Origin of the sequence: Ectopseudomonas oleovorans, assembly GCF_003052605.1 — a bacterium.
GTDB lineage: Bacteria > Pseudomonadota > Gammaproteobacteria > Pseudomonadales > Pseudomonadaceae > Aquipseudomonas > Aquipseudomonas oleovorans_A.
In genome coordinates, this window is sequence record NZ_QASO01000040.1 from 38,544 (window position 1) to 55,632 (window position 17,089).

Annotated in this window: 12 protein-coding genes; 3 read left to right on the forward strand and 9 right to left on the reverse strand. The window is 61.5% G+C overall.

Features of this window, described 5'->3' with window-relative positions; all coding sequences use genetic code 11:
* Positions 1-37 precede the first annotated feature (37 nt).
* From trxC to DBO86_RS07735, 3 genes are all read left to right on the forward strand, one after another.
* Entirely contained in the window at positions 38-472 is a 435-nt protein-coding gene (trxC, locus tag DBO86_RS07725) for a thioredoxin TrxC (RefSeq protein ID WP_108233394.1), read from the forward strand.
* Between the two features lie 179 nt (positions 473-651).
* Complete coding sequence (locus DBO86_RS07730; protein WP_108233395.1) at positions 652-1,095, forward strand: YiiD C-terminal domain-containing protein; 444 nt, start codon at positions 652-654, stop codon at positions 1,093-1,095.
* Positions 1,096-1,217: 122 nt separating this feature from the next.
* The gene (locus tag DBO86_RS07735) at positions 1,218-2,015 is read left to right on the forward strand and encodes a universal stress protein (protein WP_108233396.1); all 798 of its coding nucleotides are present in this window, start codon (positions 1,218-1,220) and stop codon (positions 2,013-2,015) included.
* Between the two features lie 213 nt (positions 2,016-2,228).
* Here the strand turns inward: DBO86_RS07735 and DBO86_RS07740 are convergent, their stop codons facing one another.
* The 9 genes from DBO86_RS07740 to DBO86_RS07780 form a co-directional block, all read right to left on the reverse strand.
* Entirely contained in the window at positions 2,229-2,999 is a 771-nt protein-coding gene (locus DBO86_RS07740; RefSeq protein ID WP_074855132.1) for a ParA family protein, read from the reverse strand.
* A 112-nt stretch (positions 3,000-3,111) separates the two neighbouring features.
* The gene (gene hemE, locus DBO86_RS07745) at positions 3,112-4,179 is read right to left on the reverse strand and encodes a uroporphyrinogen decarboxylase (RefSeq protein ID WP_108233397.1); all 1,068 of its coding nucleotides are present in this window, start codon (positions 4,177-4,179) and stop codon (positions 3,112-3,114) included.
* A gap of 112 nt (positions 4,180-4,291) precedes the next feature.
* Entirely contained in the window at positions 4,292-5,386 is a 1,095-nt protein-coding gene (locus DBO86_RS07750; protein WP_108233398.1) for a glycerol dehydrogenase, read from the reverse strand.
* Positions 5,387-5,517: 131 nt separating this feature from the next.
* The gene (locus DBO86_RS07755; protein ID WP_108233399.1) at positions 5,518-6,936 is read right to left on the reverse strand and encodes an FAD-dependent oxidoreductase; all 1,419 of its coding nucleotides are present in this window, start codon (positions 6,934-6,936) and stop codon (positions 5,518-5,520) included.
* 34 nt (positions 6,937-6,970) lie between these two features.
* A complete protein-coding gene (gene gltB / locus DBO86_RS07760) occupies positions 6,971-11,419 on the reverse strand; it encodes a glutamate synthase large subunit (RefSeq protein WP_108233400.1) in 4,449 nt (1,482 codons plus the stop codon).
* Positions 11,420-11,657: 238 nt separating this feature from the next.
* Positions 11,658-13,211, reverse strand: coding sequence for an SPOR domain-containing protein (locus DBO86_RS07765; RefSeq protein WP_108233401.1), 1,554 nt, complete (start codon positions 13,209-13,211; stop codon positions 11,658-11,660).
* Positions 13,212-13,221: 10 nt separating this feature from the next.
* On the reverse strand, positions 13,222-14,325 hold the full coding sequence (aroB, locus tag DBO86_RS07770; RefSeq protein WP_108233402.1) for a 3-dehydroquinate synthase: 1,104 nt from the start codon (positions 14,323-14,325) through the stop codon (positions 13,222-13,224).
* A 51-nt stretch (positions 14,326-14,376) separates the two neighbouring features.
* Entirely contained in the window at positions 14,377-14,895 is a 519-nt protein-coding gene (aroK, locus tag DBO86_RS07775; RefSeq protein ID WP_084341405.1) for a shikimate kinase AroK, read from the reverse strand.
* 5 nt (positions 14,896-14,900) lie between these two features.
* Positions 14,901-17,036: a type IV pilus secretin PilQ gene (locus tag DBO86_RS07780; RefSeq protein WP_108233403.1), complete on the reverse strand. Its 2,136-nt coding sequence runs from the start codon at positions 17,034-17,036 to the stop codon at positions 14,901-14,903.
* Positions 17,037-17,089: the final 53 nt, after the last annotated feature.

Consider the following 17,089-nt stretch of genomic DNA (forward strand, 5'->3'; position numbering starts at 1 on the left):
CTCCATCTAGTGAGCATGTCCCACGGAGCCTGCCGCCATGTCCGATCCCCTGCTGATTCCCTGCCCGCACTGCAACGGCCTCAACCGCATTCCCTCCGAACGCCTGGGCGATGCCCCACGCTGTGGCCGCTGCAAGAGCGAAGTGTTGCCAGGTGTACCCATCACCCTCACGCAGGCTAATTTCGCCAGCCAACTCAAGGGCGACCTGCCGTTACTGGTAGATGTCTGGGCCAGTTGGTGCGGCCCCTGCCAAGCCTTCGCACCGACCTTCCAGCAGGCAGCCGCACAACTGCAGGGACGCTGCCGTCTGGGCAAGCTCGATAGCGAGGCCAACCCGAACCTGGCCGGGCAACTGGGCATCCGCTCCATTCCCAGCCTGATACTGTTCAAGGGCGGCGTCGAAGTCGCCCGCCAGAGCGGCGCCATGCCGCTGCCGCAACTGCAGGCCTGGCTGCGCCAGCAGGGCATTTAGGATGCACCTATAGCCCGGATGCAATCCGGGGATAGCCGGTCCGCGATTTCCCGGATTGCATCCGGGCTAAGTGCCTGGTGCTCTTGAGCGCTTCGGTCAGTCGCCACGGGCGCTGCGGTCAATTGCAGCGCGCTATCCGCCCCTTAGTCTGGCAAAACGTCCGCTCAAGGAGTTTCGCCATGCCGCTGCCCGTGGAAATCGCTCGTCAGCTCACCGAAGAACAGATCGCCTTCGTCAAACGCAGCGGCCTCAAGGCCGAGGTGCTGGAGCCAGGATTCGTGCGCCTGCGCATGCCCCTGCAAGGCAACCAGAATCATATCGGCAGCATGTACGCCGGCGCCCTCTTCACCCTGGCGGAGATTCCGGGTGGCGCCCTGTTTCTGACCAGCTTCGATGCCCAGCGCTTCTACCCCGTCATCAAGGAAATGAACCTGCGCTTTCGTCGCCCGGCCACGGGCGACATTCAGGTCGAGGCGCGCCTCTCAGCCGAGCAAATCGCCCAGCTGGAAGAACAGGCCAACCAGCAGGGCAAGGCCGAATATCTGCTGGAGCTGCAACTGACCGACGGCAGCGGCGAAGTGGTCGCAGAAAGTCGCGGGTACTACCAATTGCGTTTACGCTGAATGACGCCGCTGCCTGCATTCGCAATCGGTAACAGTCTCCGACCTTGCCATAGGTCAAAAGAGCGGCTATCTGAACAGGCACAATAAAATTGCCGAGGGGTATCGGCAGGAGAGCCGTCACCATGTTCAAGCACATTCTTATCGCCCATGACCTGCGCGACACCGCTGACATGGCGTTGTGCCGCGCCACGCAGTTGGCGCAGCAGCACAACGCCCGCCTGAGCATCCTGCACGTGCTCGACCCCAGCCAGAGCAGCGAACAGCACGAAAAGGCGCGCCAAGCGCTGGATCGCAGCCTGACCCAATACACCCCGCCCGGCACCGAGCTGCGCATGCTCAGCGGCAAGCCGTCGGAGGTCGTCCTGCAACAGGTTCAGGACAGCGGTTGCGACCTGCTGGTACTGGGCGGCCACCATCAGCGCCATGACTTTTTCTCCGGCACCAGCCTCGACCGTATCGCTCGTCGCTGCACCGTGCCACTGCTGCTGGTCGCCCGCAACGACTTCCAGCCGTATCAACGGGCATTGGCCGCCATCGACTTTTCCCTATGCGCCTGCAGCGCTCTGGGCCAGGCCTATCATCTGCTGCCTGGCGATGCCGAACTGCATGCCCTGCATGTATTCGAACCGGACAAGGGCACGCCGCAACAGGTCGAACTGCAGCTGCAGACCCAGCAAGGTCTGATCGATCAGCTACTGCATGACGAAGCGCAGAAGCTCCCGGCCGGAGGTCCCAAGCTGAGCCACGAGGTGCTGCAGGGTGGCATCCTGCGTAGCCTGCAAGAGCAGATCAAGACGCGTCGAGCAGAACTACTGGTACTCGGCAGCCATGGCCGCAGCGCCTTCTCCCAGGCATTGCTGGGCAGCCTGGCACAGCACTTCCTGCACAAGGCGCCCTGCGACGTGTTCGTGGTGCGCTAACGAACAAGGCGCCCGCGGGCTAATGCTGATCAGATAAGTTCGTCACCACCCCCTCCTACTTGCAGTAGAGGGGGCGCTTTTCGTAGGAGCCAGCTTGCTGGCGATGCTTTTTATGGCGGATCGCCGGCAAGCCGGCTCCTACAAAAATCGAGTGCAACGGCTTAACTGACTGGCATTAGCCCACGGGCGCCTTGATTTATCGCTGACAAACCTTCAAGCCTGATTGAGCAGATCGTGCAACTCGACGAACTGCTGCGTCAGCTTGTGCCGTGCATCCAGATGGATCAGCGGCGTGCACACCTGGTGCGATTCGCGCATCTTCACCGAGCTCATCAGGTTGACCGGCAACACCGGCAAGCCCTCGGCGATTAGTTCATCCAGCAACTGCTGCGGCAAGGTCGCGCGCGGCTGGAACTGGTTGACCACGATGCCCTCCACCTCCAGACCATCGTTATGGTCTTCCTTCAACTCGTCGATCTCGGCCAGCAAGCCATACAGGGCGTTGCGCGAGAAGCTGTCGCAGTCGAAGGGTATCAACACACGGTCGGCCGCGATCAAGGCGGAAACCGTATAGAAATTCAGCGCTGGCGGCGTATCCAGATAGATGTGGTCGTAGTCTTCGGCCAGCTCGTCGAGCAGTTTGCGCAGCTTGTTGATCTTGTGCTTCTGCTCAAGCTTGGGCTGCAGTTCGGCCAGTTCGGCCGTGGCCGTGACCACATGCAGGTTGTCGAAGGGAGTTTCGTAAATATCGACCTTGCCCTTTTTGGCGAACGGCCCGGACGACAGGGTTTGCTTGAAGAAATCGGCGATGCCCATGGGAATTTCCTCGCCGGTCAGCCCGGTGAGGTAGTGGGTCGAGTTGGCCTGGGCATCCAGGTCGATCAGCAGCGTACGGTAGCCCTGCGCCGCACTCACTGCCGCAAGATTGCAGGCGATGCTGGACTTGCCCACGCCACCCTTCTGGTTGAACACCACACGTCGCATCGCACACCTCCCTGAGCCTGAGTGACCTCGGATTCTATGCAAAGGCTGTGACAAGCGCGAGGAGCTTGCCCGGCCGATAGCAAAGAGGCCGCTTGCACGGCCGCTGTTCTGCTTATTGGTGATACTGCGCGGACAACTCGTGCACGGCTTCGAAGAAAGCGCCCGCGTGAGCCGGGTCGACCTCCGGAGTGATGCCATGGCCAAGGTTGAACACGTGGCCGCTACCGGCACCATAGGCGGCCAGGATGCGCGCCACTTCGGCGCGAATCGCCGCCGGCTTGGCGTACAGCACCGCCGGATCCATGTTGCCCTGCAAGGCGACCTTGGCACCGACACGGGCGCGCGCGCTGCCGATGTCGCAGGTCCAGTCCAGGCCCAGCGCTTCAGCGCCGGTGTCAGCCAGGGACTCGAGCCACAGGCCACCGCCCTTGGTGAACAGGATCACCGGCACACGACGCCTGTCGTGCTCGCGGATCAGGCCATCGACGATCTTCTTCATGTAAGCCAGGGAGAACTCCTGATAGGCCGCTGCCGACAGAGCGCCGCCCCAGGAATCGAAGATCTGCACCGCCTGCGCACCGGCCAGGATCTGCCCGTTGAGGTAGGCAGTGACCGATTGTGCCAACTTGTCGAGCAGCGCGTGCAAGGCTTGCGGGTTGTCGTAGAGCATGGCCTTGGTCTTGCGGAAGTCCTTCGACGAGCCGCCTTCGACCATATAGGTGGCCAGCGTCCACGGGCTGCCGGAGAAGCCGATCAGCGGTACTCGGCCATTAAGTTCACGGCGAATGGTACGCACGGCGTCCATCACGTAGCCCAGATCCCGCTCCGGATCGGGCACCGACAGCGCCTCGATATCGGCCAGGCTGCTGACCACTTTCTTGAAGCGCGGGCCTTCGCCGGTCTCGAAGTACAGGCCCTGGCCCATGGCATCGGGAATGGTCAGGATGTCGGAGAACAGAATCGCCGCGTCCAACTGCGGGTAGCGATCCAGCGGCTGGATGGTGACCTCGCAAGCCAGCTCCGGGTTCTTCATCAGGCTCACGAAGTCGCCGGCCTTGGCCCGGGTCGCGCGGTACTCCGGTAGATAGCGGCCGGCCTGGCGCATCATCCAGATCGGCGTGACATCCACGGGTTGCTTGAGCAGGGCACGCAGGAAACGGTCGTTCTTCAGGGCGGTCATGGCGGTTCCGAGCAGAAAACAGTGAACAAAAATTGTGCGCATTGTCGCAGAGCAGACAACAAAAGGCACGGCGTAGGACGCCGTGCCGCAGGTTCAGGGGATACAGATGTGGCTAGGCGACCTTACGCCGGCGCCCTTCGGCGTCGGCCGTGCGCATGGCCGCCAGTACACTGCGGGCGTCCACCGGGAACGGCTCGTTGTGGATACTCTCGCCCGGCGCACAGGCCAGCTCCGCGGCGCGCAGCAGCGCTTCGTCGCTGACATCCTGCAGGCCGATATCGGCCAGGGTCACCGGCAGACCGATGGCGATGCAGAAGTCGTATACCTCGTCGATCAACGCCGGCTCGCTGTCGCGCAGCATCAGCATGCTCAGCACACCGAAGGCGACCTTCTCGCCATGCCAGTAGTGATGGGTTTCAGGCAGCGCGGTGAAGCCGTTATGAATGGCATGCGCCGCAGCCAGGCCGCCGCTTTCGAAGCCCAGCCCGGAGAGCAGCGTGTTGGCCTCGATGACATGCTCCAGTGCCGGCGTCACCACCTGTTGGCGGCAAGCCTGCAGCGCCAGCGGCCCGTACTGCAGCAGGGTGTCGTAGCAGAACCGCGCCAGCGCATGGGCGGTACGCGGGCCAGGTCGCCCGGTCATGTTGGCGGCGCCGCGAATGCGGCAGTCCTCGGCCTCGAACCAGGTGGCCAGGGCATCGCCCATCCCGGAAACGAGAAAGCGCGCCGGCGCCTGGGCGATCACCTGACTGTCGACCAGCACCAGATCCGGGTTGCGCGGCAGCACCAGGTAGCGTTTGAACTCACCGGACGCGGTATAGATCACCGACAGCGCACTGCACGGCGCATCGCTGGAAGCCAGAGTAGGCACAATCGCCACCGGTACGCCCAGCTCGTAAGCCAGCGCTTTGGCAGTATCCAAGGCCTTGCCGCCACCCATTCCCAGCACAACCTGTGGCTTGCTTTCGCACGCCATGGTCAGCAGCCGGGCGATCTCTTCATCGCAGCATTCTCCGGCAAAGCGCACGCGCTGGCAGTCGATCTGCCCTGCGCAGGCACTGGCCACAACAGCGCCCAGATGGTCGTCGGCGAAGGGATCGAGCAAGGCCAGTGCCGTGCTGCCGAAACGCGCTAGCTCGCTGCCCAACTGTTCGAGCGCATTGCGCCCCTGCACATAGCGGGATGGGAAAATGGCGGTGGTAAGCATGGCAATCTCCTCGATAAAAGTACTGGAGACAGCCTACTGCCGATAACCCTGCGGCCCATTGCCTCAGGTCAGCAAAGAGGCAGATACGACGAGGCCGGCATCAAGCCGGCCTCGTTCGCTACCGCGCGGAATCAGACGTTCAGGTAATCCAGGATACCTTCGGCAGCGTTGCGCCCTTCGAAGATCGCCGTCACCACCAGGTCGGAACCGCGCACCATGTCGCCACCGGCGAAGATCTTCGGGTTGCTGGTCTGGTGCTTGAACTGCGACTGTTCGGGCGCCACGACGCGGCCCTGGCTGTCGGTCTGGATCTCGAACTGCTCGAACCAGGGCGCCGGGCTCGGACGGAAGCCGAAGGCGATCAGCACGGCTTCAGCCGGGATGACTTCCTCGGAGCCCGGAATCGGCTCGGGGCTGCGCCGGCCACGGGCATCCGGTTCGCCGAGACGGGTCTCGACCACCTTGATGCCTTCCACCTTGCCGTCGCCGACGATGGCGATGGGCTGGCGGTTGAAGAGGAACTTCACGCCCTCTTCCTTGGCGTTCTTCACTTCCTTGCGCGAGCCCGGCATGTTTTCTTCGTCACGACGGTAGGCGCAGGTCACGGCCTTGGCGCCCTGACGGATCGAGGTGCGGTTGCAGTCCATCGCGGTGTCACCACCGCCCAGCACCACGACGCGCTTGCCCTTCATGTCGATGAAGTCTTCCGGAGACTTCTCGAAACCGAGGTTGCGATTGACGTTGGCGATGAGGAAATCCAGCGCGTCATAGACGCCCGGCAGGTCTTCACCTGGGAAGCCGCCCTTCATGTAGGTGTAGGTGCCCATGCCCATGAACACGGCATCGTACTCATCCAGCAACTGCTGCATGGTCACGTCCTTGCCGATCTCGGTGTTCAGGCGGAACTCGATGCCCATGCCGGTGAAAACTTCACGGCGGCGGCTGAGCACGGTCTTTTCCAGCTTGAACTCGGGAATGCCGAAGGTCAGCAGGCCTCCGATTTCCGGGTTCTTGTCAAACACCACCGGGGTCACGCCGTTGCGCACCAGCACGTCGGCGCAGCCCAGGCCGGCCGGACCGGCACCGATCACCGCTACACGCTTGCCGGTGGGTTTGACCTTGGACATGTCCGGGCGCCAGCCCATGGCGAAGGCGGTGTCGGTGATGTACTTCTCCACCGAACCGATGGTCACCGCGCCGAAGCCGTCATTGAGGGTGCAGGCACCTTCGCAGAGGCGATCCTGCGGGCACACGCGACCGCAGACTTCCGGCAGGGTGTTGGTCTGGTGCGAGAGTTCGGCGGCGGCCAGGATGTTGCCTTCCGACACCAGCTTGAGCCAGTTCGGAATGAAGTTGTGCACCGGGCACTTCCACTCGCAATACGGGTTGCCGCAGCCCAGGCAACGATGCGCCTGGTCTGCAGCCTGCGCCGGCTTGAAGTTGTCGTAGATCTCGACGAATTCCTTCTTGCGCTGACGCAGCAGTTTCTTCTTCGGGTCTTTGCGCCCGACTTCGATGAACTGGAAGTCGTTATTCAGACGTTCAGTCATTGCATTACCTCATCAAACCACTTCAGGCGCATTCTTATTGCGGGTTGGCACGGGTGCTGGACAGCAGCGACTTCAGGCTGGCCGCTTTCGGTTTCACCAGCCAGAACTTGCGCAGGTAATCGTCCAGGTTTTCCAGCAGGTTCTGGCCCCACTCGCTGCCAGTTTCCTCGACGTACTCGGCGAGCACGCTTTCCAGGTGGCTGCGGTAGGCCTCCATCGCTTCGTTGTTGATGCGTTGGATTTCCACCAGCTCGTGGTTGACGCGGTCGTAGAAGCCGTTGTCCATGTCGAGCACGTAGGCGAAGCCGCCGGTCATGCCCGAGCCGAAGTTGTAGCCGGTCTTGCCCAGTACACAGACGAAACCGCCGGTCATGTACTCGCAGCAGTGATCGCCAGTGCCTTCCACCACGGCGTGAGCGCCGGAGTTACGCACGGCAAAACGCTCGCCCGCGGTACCGGTGGCGAACAGCTTGCCACCAGTGGCACCGTACAGACAGGTGTTGCCGATGATGGCGCTGTCCTCGGTGGCGAACGGGCTACCAGCGGGCGGGGTGATGACGATCTTGCCGCCGGTCATGCCCTTGCCCACGTAGTCGTTGGCATCGCCTTCCAGGCGCAGGTGCAGACCACCGGCGTTCCACACACCGAAGCTCTGCCCGGCAGTGCCCTTGAAGCGGAAGGTGATCGGCGCATCGTTCATGCCCTGATTGCCATGCACACGGGCGATCTCGCCGGAAATGCGCGCACCAATGGAGCGGTCGCAGTTGCCGATGCTCAGCTCGAACTCACCACCGGTCTTGCCGGCGATGGCGTCCTTGGCCATGTCCACCATCTTCTCGGCCAGCAGGCCTTCGTCGAACGGCGGGTTCTTCGGCACCTGGCAGAACTGCGGTTTGTCGGCCGGGATATGCGCGCTGGCCAGCAGCGGCGACAGATCCAGGTTGCCCTGCTTGGCGGTTTCTCCCGGCAGCACTTCGAGCAGGTCGGTACGCCCGATCAGCTCTTCCAGGCTGCGCACGCCCAGCTTGGCCAGCCACTCGCGGGTTTCCTCGGCGACATAGGTGAAGAAGTTCATCACCATCTCGACGGTGCCGATGAAGTGATCCTTGCGCAGCTTGTCGTTCTGCGTGGCCACGCCGGTGGCGCAGTTGTTCAGGTGGCAGATGCGCAGGTATTTGCAGCCCAGGGCCACCATCGGCGCGGTGCCGAAGCCGAAGCTCTCGGCGCCGAGGATGGCTGCCTTGATCACGTCCAGGCCGGTTTTCAGACCACCGTCGGTCTGTACCCGCACCTTGCCACGCAGGTCGTTGCCGCGCAGGGTCTGGTGGGTTTCGGCCAGGCCCAGCTCCCAGGGCGCACCGGCATAGCGGATGGAGGTCAGCGGCGATGCGCCGGTACCGCCGTCGTAGCCGGAAATGGTGATCAGGTCGGCATAGGCCTTGGCCACACCGGCAGCGATGGTGCCGACACCGGCTTCCGCCACCAGCTTGACCGACACCAGCGCCTTCGGGTTGACCTGCTTGAGGTCATAGATCAGTTGCGCCAGGTCTTCGATCGAGTAGATATCGTGGTGCGGCGGCGGCGAGATCAGGGTCACACCCGGCACCGCGTAGCGCAGCTTGGCGATCAGACCGTTGACCTTGCCCCCCGGCAGCTGGCCGCCCTCACCAGGTTTGGCGCCCTGGGCCACCTTGATCTGCAGCACTTCGGCGTTGACCAGGTATTCCGGGGTCACGCCAAAGCGGCCGGTGGCCACCTGCTTGATCTTCGAGCTCTTGATGGTGCCGTAGCGGGCCGGGTCTTCGCCGCCCTCGCCGGAGTTGGAGCGACCACCCAGGCGGTTCATCGCCTCGGCCAGCGCCTCGTGCGCCTCCGGCGACAGCGCGCCGAGAGAGATACCGGCGGCGTCGAAACGCTTGAAGATCGACTGCAGCGGCTCGACTTCGTCCAGGGAAATCGGCGTGGCGGACTCCTTGACCTTGAGCAGGTCGCGGATCATCGACACCGGACGGGTGTCGACCAGCGTCGAGTATTCCTTGTACTTGGCGTAGTTGCCCTGCTGCACGGCTTCCTGCAGCGTGCGCACCACATCCGGGTTGTAGGCATGGTATTCACCGCCGTAAACGAACTTGAGCAGACCACCCTGCTGGATCGGCTTGCGGTTGTTCCAGGCTTCCAGGGACAGCAGCTTCTGCTCGCTCTCGATGTCGACGAAACGCGCGCCCTGGATGCGGCTGGCCACGCCACGGAAGCACAGTTCGGTGACTTCATCGGCCAGGCCGACCGCCTCGAACAATTGCGCACCGCGATAGGACGCGACCGTGGAGATACCCATCTTCGACAGGATCTTCAGCAGGCCCTTGGAAATGCCCTTGCGGTAGTACTTGAATACTTCGTACAGATCGCCCAGCACTTCGCCGGTGCGGATCAGGTCGCCCAGCACTTCGTAGGCCAGGAACGGATACACCGCCGAGGCACCGAAGCCCAGCAGCACGGCGTAGTGGTGCGGGTCACGCGCGGTGGCGGTTTCCACCAGGATGTTGCAGTCGCAGCGCAGGCCTTTCTCGGTCAGGCGGTGATGCACAGCGCCGGTAACCAGCGCGGCATGCGCCGGCAGCTTGCCCGGAGCGATGTGACGGTCGGTCAGCACCAGCAGCACCTTGCCAGCACGCACGGCTTCCTCGGCCTGGTCAGCCATATTGCGCACGGCCGCCTCCAGTCCCAGCGACTCGTCATAGTTCATGTCGATGACATGACGGTCGAAACCCGGGCGATCCAGGTTCATCAGCGCGCGCCACTTGGCCGGCGAGATCACCGGGCTGCTGAGGATCACGCGGGTAGCGTGCTCCGGCGACTCGCTGAAGATGTTGCGCTCGGCGCCCAGGCAGATTTCCAGGGACATGACGATCGCTTCGCGCAGCGGGTCGATCGGCGGGTTGGTGACCTGCGCGAACTGCTGACGGAAGTAATCGTAGGGCGAGCGCACGCGCTGGCTGAGCACAGCCATCGGCGTGTCGTCACCCATGGAGCCAACGGCTTCCTGGCCCTGCTCGCCAAGCGGACGCAGTACCTGGTCACGCTCTTCGAAGGTGACCTGGAACATCTTCATGTACTGTTTGAGCTGATCCGGGTCGTAGAAGGCCGAACCGTGGTCGCGGTCTTCCAGCGTCGCCTTGATGCGCTGGGCATGCTTACGCAGCCATAGCTTGTAGGGGTGGCGCGACTTCAGGCGGCTGTCGATGGACTCGGTGTCCAGCACCTGGCCGGTCTCGGTGTCGACGGCGAGGATCTGCCCCGGGCCGACACGGCCCTTGGCGATGACGTCCTCGGGCTGGTAGTCCCACACGCCAATTTCCGACGCCAGGGTGATGTAGCCGTTCTTGGTGGTAACCCAGCGTGCCGGGCGCAGACCGTTACGGTCGAGCAGGCACACGGCATGGCGACCATCGGTCAGCACCACGCCGGCCGGGCCATCCCAGGGTTCCATGTGCATGGAGTTGTATTCGTAGAACGCGCGCAGGTCGGCGTCCATGGTCTCGACGTTCTGCCAGGCCGGCGGAATGATCATGCGCAGACCACGGAACAGGTCGATGCCACCGGTGACCATCAGTTCGAGCATGTTGTCCATGCTCGAGGAGTCGGAGCCGACGCGGTTGACCAGCGGGCCCAGCTCGTCGAGATCAGGGATCAGCTCGTTGGCGAACTTGGTGCGACGAGCCTGCGCCCAGTTGCGGTTGCCGGTGATGGTGTTGATCTCGCCGTTGTGCGCGAGATAACGGAAAGGCTGCGCCAGCGGCCACTTCGGCAGGGTGTTGGTGGAGAAGCGCTGGTGGAAAACCGCGATTGCGGTCTGCAGGCGCTCGTCACCCAGATCCGGGTAGAACTGCTGCAGGTCCGCCGGCATCATCAGGCCTTTGTAGATGATGGTCTTGTGCGAGAAGCTGCAGATGTAGTGATCGCTGTCGTCGGCATTGGCCACCGAGGAACGACGGCGAGCACTGAACAGCTTGATGGCAAATTCCTGGTCGGATAGACCTTCGCCGCCGATGAACACCTGCTCGATCTGCGGCAGACGCTCCAGCGCCAGCCTACCGAGCACGCTGGTGTCGATCGGCACCTTGCGCCAGCCCACCAGTTGCAGGCCGGCAGCCTGAATTTCGCGGTTCATGTTCTCACGCGCAGTCTCGGCCTTGGCCGAATCCTGATTGAAGAACACCATGCCCACGGCATATTGCCCAGGCAGTTCGACGCCGAATTGCTCCTGGGCGATGGCGCGCAGGAATTGATCGGGCTTCTGGATCAGCAGGCCACAGCCATCACCGGTCTTGCCGTCGGCGTTGATACCGCCGCGGTGAGTCATGCAGGTGAGGGCCTCAATAGCGGTCTTGAGCAGGTGATGACTAGGTTCACCTTGCATATGGGCGATCAAGCCGAAGCCGCAGTTATCCTTGAACTCATCAGGACGGTACAAACCTGCTTTCATAGGGGGGACTCTCACCAGGCTGCCTAGACTTCAGGCAAATTACTTTCTAATTCAATTGCTTAAACCCGAATAACAGGCACGGGCGTGCTTTGCATGGGCAAAAGGGAGGTCATTGTACATATCCACCCATCTCGTCACAAATTTTCGTGACGAGGGGGTGAAAGTTTATGTCGCAAAAACGAAGGATAAGACCGCAAGGTCGTGCTAACGACCAGGCGGTCATCTTGGGACAGAGCGTCTAACGGCTCATTTCCTGCTGAATGCTACCCAGCGTACGAGGCCAGGGCTTACCGGCCTGCAGCTTGGCGGGCAGGGTTTTCACCGCCGCCTGAGCGGCGTCGCGACTGGAGAAGCTACCATAGGTCAGCACGTACAGCGGCTGCCCTTGATGGATTTTCTTGAAGTAGCGGTACTCGCTACCCCCCTCACGCACCAGCGCCTGAATATTGGCCTCCGAACGCGATCCGAGTACCTGCAAGGCATAGCGGGACGCCGGCTGCTGCGCATACCAGTTGGTCGCCGCAGCACCTGAGGCTACAGCCGGAGCGGGCGCAGGCTTAGGCGCAGGCGCTGGTTTAGCGGCCGCTGGTGCGGGCTTTGCCGCAACAGGCTCAGGCTGCTTCACTGGTGCAGGTGCAGGTGCAGGTGCAGGTGCAGCAGTCATTGGCGCAGGCGGCGGCGTGACTGTCGAGGGCTCAGGCGTAGCCGGCGGCTCAAAGTTATCCAACGCTTCCCCGGCAGCCTCAGCCAGAGGCTGGCGAATCACGGTTTGCGACTCCCCCACCAGCGGCAGAGGCAGTGGTTGACTGGTGCCGGCAAACTCGATAGCTGGCGCACGCCCCCTCTCTGCAGGAGCTTGCGCAGGCTCCTGAACCTCGGGGGCGGGCGCGGATGATTGCAAAGGCAACGACGAACTGCTGGCCACCGGCGCAGGCGAGGATGACTCACGCCCCTGCATCATCCAGGCAGCGGCGACGCCAACCAGGACGACAGCCAACGCCAGCAGGTGCTTTTTCGGTAAGGCAAAACCGCCACCAACGCCGCGACCGGCAGCACGCTGCGCAAGCATTTGTTCGACCAGCAGCTCACGCGCTTCCTGATTGATCGCTCCAGGCCACCCCTGAGCGCGCACATGGATGTCTTCGACCTGCTCATCAGATAACAGATCAATACCCTGACCAGCGCCCTCGAGCCGCTGCGCCAGGTAGTCACGCGTTTCATCTTCGGTATAGGGCTGCAGCTCGATGGCGTGGTAACACTCCTCGCCATCCGCCAGCGCCTCCAGACGCGCCAGGAGTCCCCGCTCGGCAAACAGGAAAATGTGCGGACGCCCGTCGGCATTGCCAGCAGCAAGTTCCAGAACGCATTTCAAGGCGGCGTCATCCAGTTGATCGGCATCATCGACGAGCAGATAAACCTCCTGCCCGGTCAGCGCCAGCTGTGCAACCTGCGCCAGTATCGAGCGCACGTCGGCCTGAGCGATTGCCAACCCCTGAGCCACCTGACGCAGCAGCGCGTCAGCCGTGGTCGCACCCTGTGCAACGACGATGCTCTGCACGGCCTGCTTGTTGGTACTGGCAACCAGCGCCTGACGCAACAAGGTCTTGCCACTGCCCTCAGGACCGACCACAGCCAGCAACAGCTGACTGTAACGCGCAAGATGATGCAATTGCCCAAGCACCGGCTTGCGCTGCGCCGGAAAAAACTTGAAGCCAGGTACTCGCGGCGCAAAAGGGTCGTGACTGAACTGGTAATGCGCCAGAAAAGCTTCGTCAGCATGCAAACTGGTCATGGATCACTCTTCAAGAGTTGGACGACTGAGTCAACGCGACGTAGTCGCTACGCAGCGTGGCGTCGAGAATTTCACGCGGGTAGTCGGCGGTCACCACCGCCTCTCCCAGATGTTTCAGCAGGACGAGACGCATCTGGCCGTCGAGCACCTTCTTGTCCACCGCCATATGCTCAAGAAAGCGCTCGGGCGTCATGTCCCGTGGCGGCACCACCGGCAATCCGGCGGCCTGCAACAGACGCACACCGCGATCACGCTCCGGCGCAGACAACCAACCAAGGCGATGAGACATCTCCAACGCCATCACCGTTCCAGCGGCAACAGCCTCGCCATGCAGCCACACGCCATACCCCTGCTCGGTCTCGATGGCATGCCCGAAGGTATGACCGAGATTGAGCGTGGCACGCACGCCAGACTCACGCTCGTCAGCCCCCACTACGCGGGCCTTGGCTGCACAGGAGCGCTCGATGGCATAAGTCAGCGCAGCACCATCGAGCGCACGCAGGGCCGGCATATTTTCCTCGAGCCAGGCCAGGAAGGGCTCATCGCAAATCAACCCGTACTTGATGACCTCGGCTAACCCAGCGGAAAGCTCGCGCTCCGGCAGGGTGCGCAGACTGGCCGTATCAATCAACACGGCCTTGGGCTGATAGAAAGCGCCGATCATGTTCTTGCCCAGCGGATGATTGATCCCCGTCTTGCCTCCTACCGAGGAATCCACCTGAGACAACAACGTCGTCGGCACCTGGATGAAATCCACACCTCGCTGGTAACAGGCAGCAGCAAAGCCCGCCATGTCGCCGATGACACCGCCACCCAGAGCGATAATTGTCGTACGCCGATCATGCCTGGCCGTCAGCAGGCCATCGAAAATCAGCTGTAGCGTTTCCCAGCTCTTGAACACCTCGCCATCCGGCAGCACGATCGAGGCGACCTTGAAACCCTCAAGGGATCGCATCAGCGTTTCGAGATACAGAGGCGCTACGGTCTCATTGGTGACCACCGCCACCTGCCGTCCGCCGATATGGCGCGCGAGCAACTCAGGATCCGTCAGGAGACCCGCGCCGATATAGATGGGATAACTGCGCTCGCCAAGTTCAACGTGAAGAGTCTGCATGAGGCCCCCAGAATAAAAAGGCCACTAGGATAGCGCAGTTCGCCCCGCGCTTTAACGGGGCGACAAGGCTTCCAGACGCGCAAGAATTTCCTGCACTACCATGCGCGGCGGACGCTCGTCGGTCTCGATGATGATATCGGCAACCTCGCGGTAGAGAGGATCACGCGCGGCCATCAGATCCCTGAGCACTTGCGCCGGATTGGCCGTGCGCAACAACGGCCGATTGCGATCACGCGAGGTGCGATCAATCTGCTGCTCCACGGAGGTGTGCAAATACACGACTCGCCCTCCCGCATGCAGAGCCTGACGATTCTCTGGACGCATCACCGCCCCACCGCCAGTAGCCAGCACCAGGCCATCTTGCTGCGACAGTTCGGCAATTACTGCCTGCTCCCGCTCACGAAAGCCCTGCTCACCCTCGACATCGAAGATCCAGGGAATATCAGCACCGGTACGCTGCTCGATCTCCTTGTCGGAGTCTTTGAAAGGCACACGCAGTTCTTTGGCAAGCAAACGCCCGATGGTGCTTTTTCCAGCTCCCATCGGGCCAACGAGGATTACATTCCGCACTTAGGTCATCGATTCACGGCAATGGCTTGGTTGTTCATGATGCGCGGAGTGATGAAAACCAGCAACTCGGCCTTGTTGTCGCTGACGATGTCACGACGGAACACTCGGCCCAAGAATGGCAGGTCACCAAGGAATGGGACTTTCTCTACACCCTTGGTCTGGGTGTTGGAGAACACCCCACCGATCACAATGGTCTCGCCATCATTGACCAGTACCTTGGCATTGACTTCGTTCTTGTTGATCGGCGGCACCCCGTCCAGGGCCCGGGCGAAGTCTGGCGCATCCTTGGTTACTTTCACTTCCATGATGATGCGATTATCCGGAGTAATCTGAGGAGTAACCTCTAGGGAGAGAGCCGCCTCCTTGAAGGATGTACTGGTCGCGCCACTAGAGCTGGCTTCCTGATAGGGCACTTCCTGCCCCTTCAAGATTTTCGCTGTCTCCTTGTCCGAAGTAACAACCTTGGGCTGGGAGACAATCTCGCCATTACCGGTCTTCTCCATGGCCGACAGCTGTAGATCCAGTGTCACATTGTCAGTAAGGAAGCCGATGCCTATACCTGAAGTACTGCCCAGAACCCCCATGTCGACGAATGGCACAGGAGCCACACCATCCTGCAGCGGAAAGTCGCCTACCGTATCGGTGCCCGGCAAATATTCCTGCCTGCTTTCATTATCGAAGGAAATTGCGTCCATGGAAGTTGCACCGTCCTTGCCGTAAACGCTCCAGTTTCCGCGACGAGTTTCCCCTCCCCAACGCACACCCAAGGCCTTGTCGTAGTCCACGTTGGCCTCGACGATGCGCGCCTCGATCATTACCTGACGCACAGGAATGTCGAGCTGGGCAATGATACGCCGCAACTCATCCAGGCGATCCTGCGTCTGGTAAGCAATAATGCTGTTGGTGCGATCATCAACCGTTACAGAACCACGGGCATCGGATGATGCACCATCAGCACTGGTGACCGACTGAAACAGCTTCGCCATATCAGCAGCCTTGGCATAATTCACCTGAATCAGTTCACGACGCAGCGGAGCCAGCTCAGCAATTTGCTTTTGCGACTCCAACTCCTGACGCTCACGAGCGGCGATCTCATCTGCCGGAGCCACCAGCAAGACGTTACCAACCTGGCGCTTATCCAGCCCCTTGGTCTTCAGCACCAGGTCCAACGCCTGATCCCATGGCACGTTCTGCAAACGCAGAGTGATATTGCCGGCGACAGTATCGCTTGCAACCAGGTTCAGATCGGTAAAGTCCGCAATCAGCTGCAGCACCGAACGCACGTCGATATCCTGAAAGTTGAGCGACAATTTCTCCCCGGTATAAGCAAAGCGCTCAGCCTTGCGGCGTTCTACGTCATCCTGAGTGAGAGGTTTGACACTCAACGTCAGCCTGTTCTCGGTCTGGTAAGCCAGGTAATCGTATAACCCGACTGGTTCAATCACGATACTGGTTCTGTCTGCGCTACCCGTAGCACTGACGAACTGCACCGGCGTGGCGAAATCCTTCACATCCAGCCGTACACGCAGCGACTCGGGCAGGTCAGTCTTGGCGAAGTCCAGACGAATCTTCCCACCCTGCTCTTGGATATCAGGACTGATCGATGCATCGGAAAGGGTAATGACGACATTACCCTCACCCTGCTCCCCACGCTGAAAGTCGATATTACTGATTGCTTTCGCTTGCGGCCCGTAGGCTTTCTTGGGTGCAACCGCCGCTACCGAAGCAGGCACCGAGGCTGAGGGCCGCGACGCGACGGCAGAAGAATCTCCAACCAAGACATACAGATCATTACCCTCAACTCGAGTGCTGTATGGCGCCAGACTGGTGAGATTGACAATCAGACGGGTACGGTCCTTCGCCTCGACAATGGTAATGCTACGCGCATTACCGACACCCAGTTCACGATTCTTTGAGCCGAGCTTGTTCGACACGCCCGGCAGGTCCAAAGCGATACGCGCAGGCTGCTCGATGGTATAGCCGCGAGGAGCCGTTACCGGCTCATCGAAGGAAAGCTTCAGCTCAACTCGATCACCAGGCAAACTGGCGACATTCAAATCCTGAAGATTGGCCGCCAATACCGCGGGCGACAGCAGCGCCGCCAGCAGAACGACGCTAAGACGCGAAAGAGAGCTGTTCATTTTCGTATCCCGTGTGGCAGACAGATTATTTATATTCATTTCTCACCTCGCCC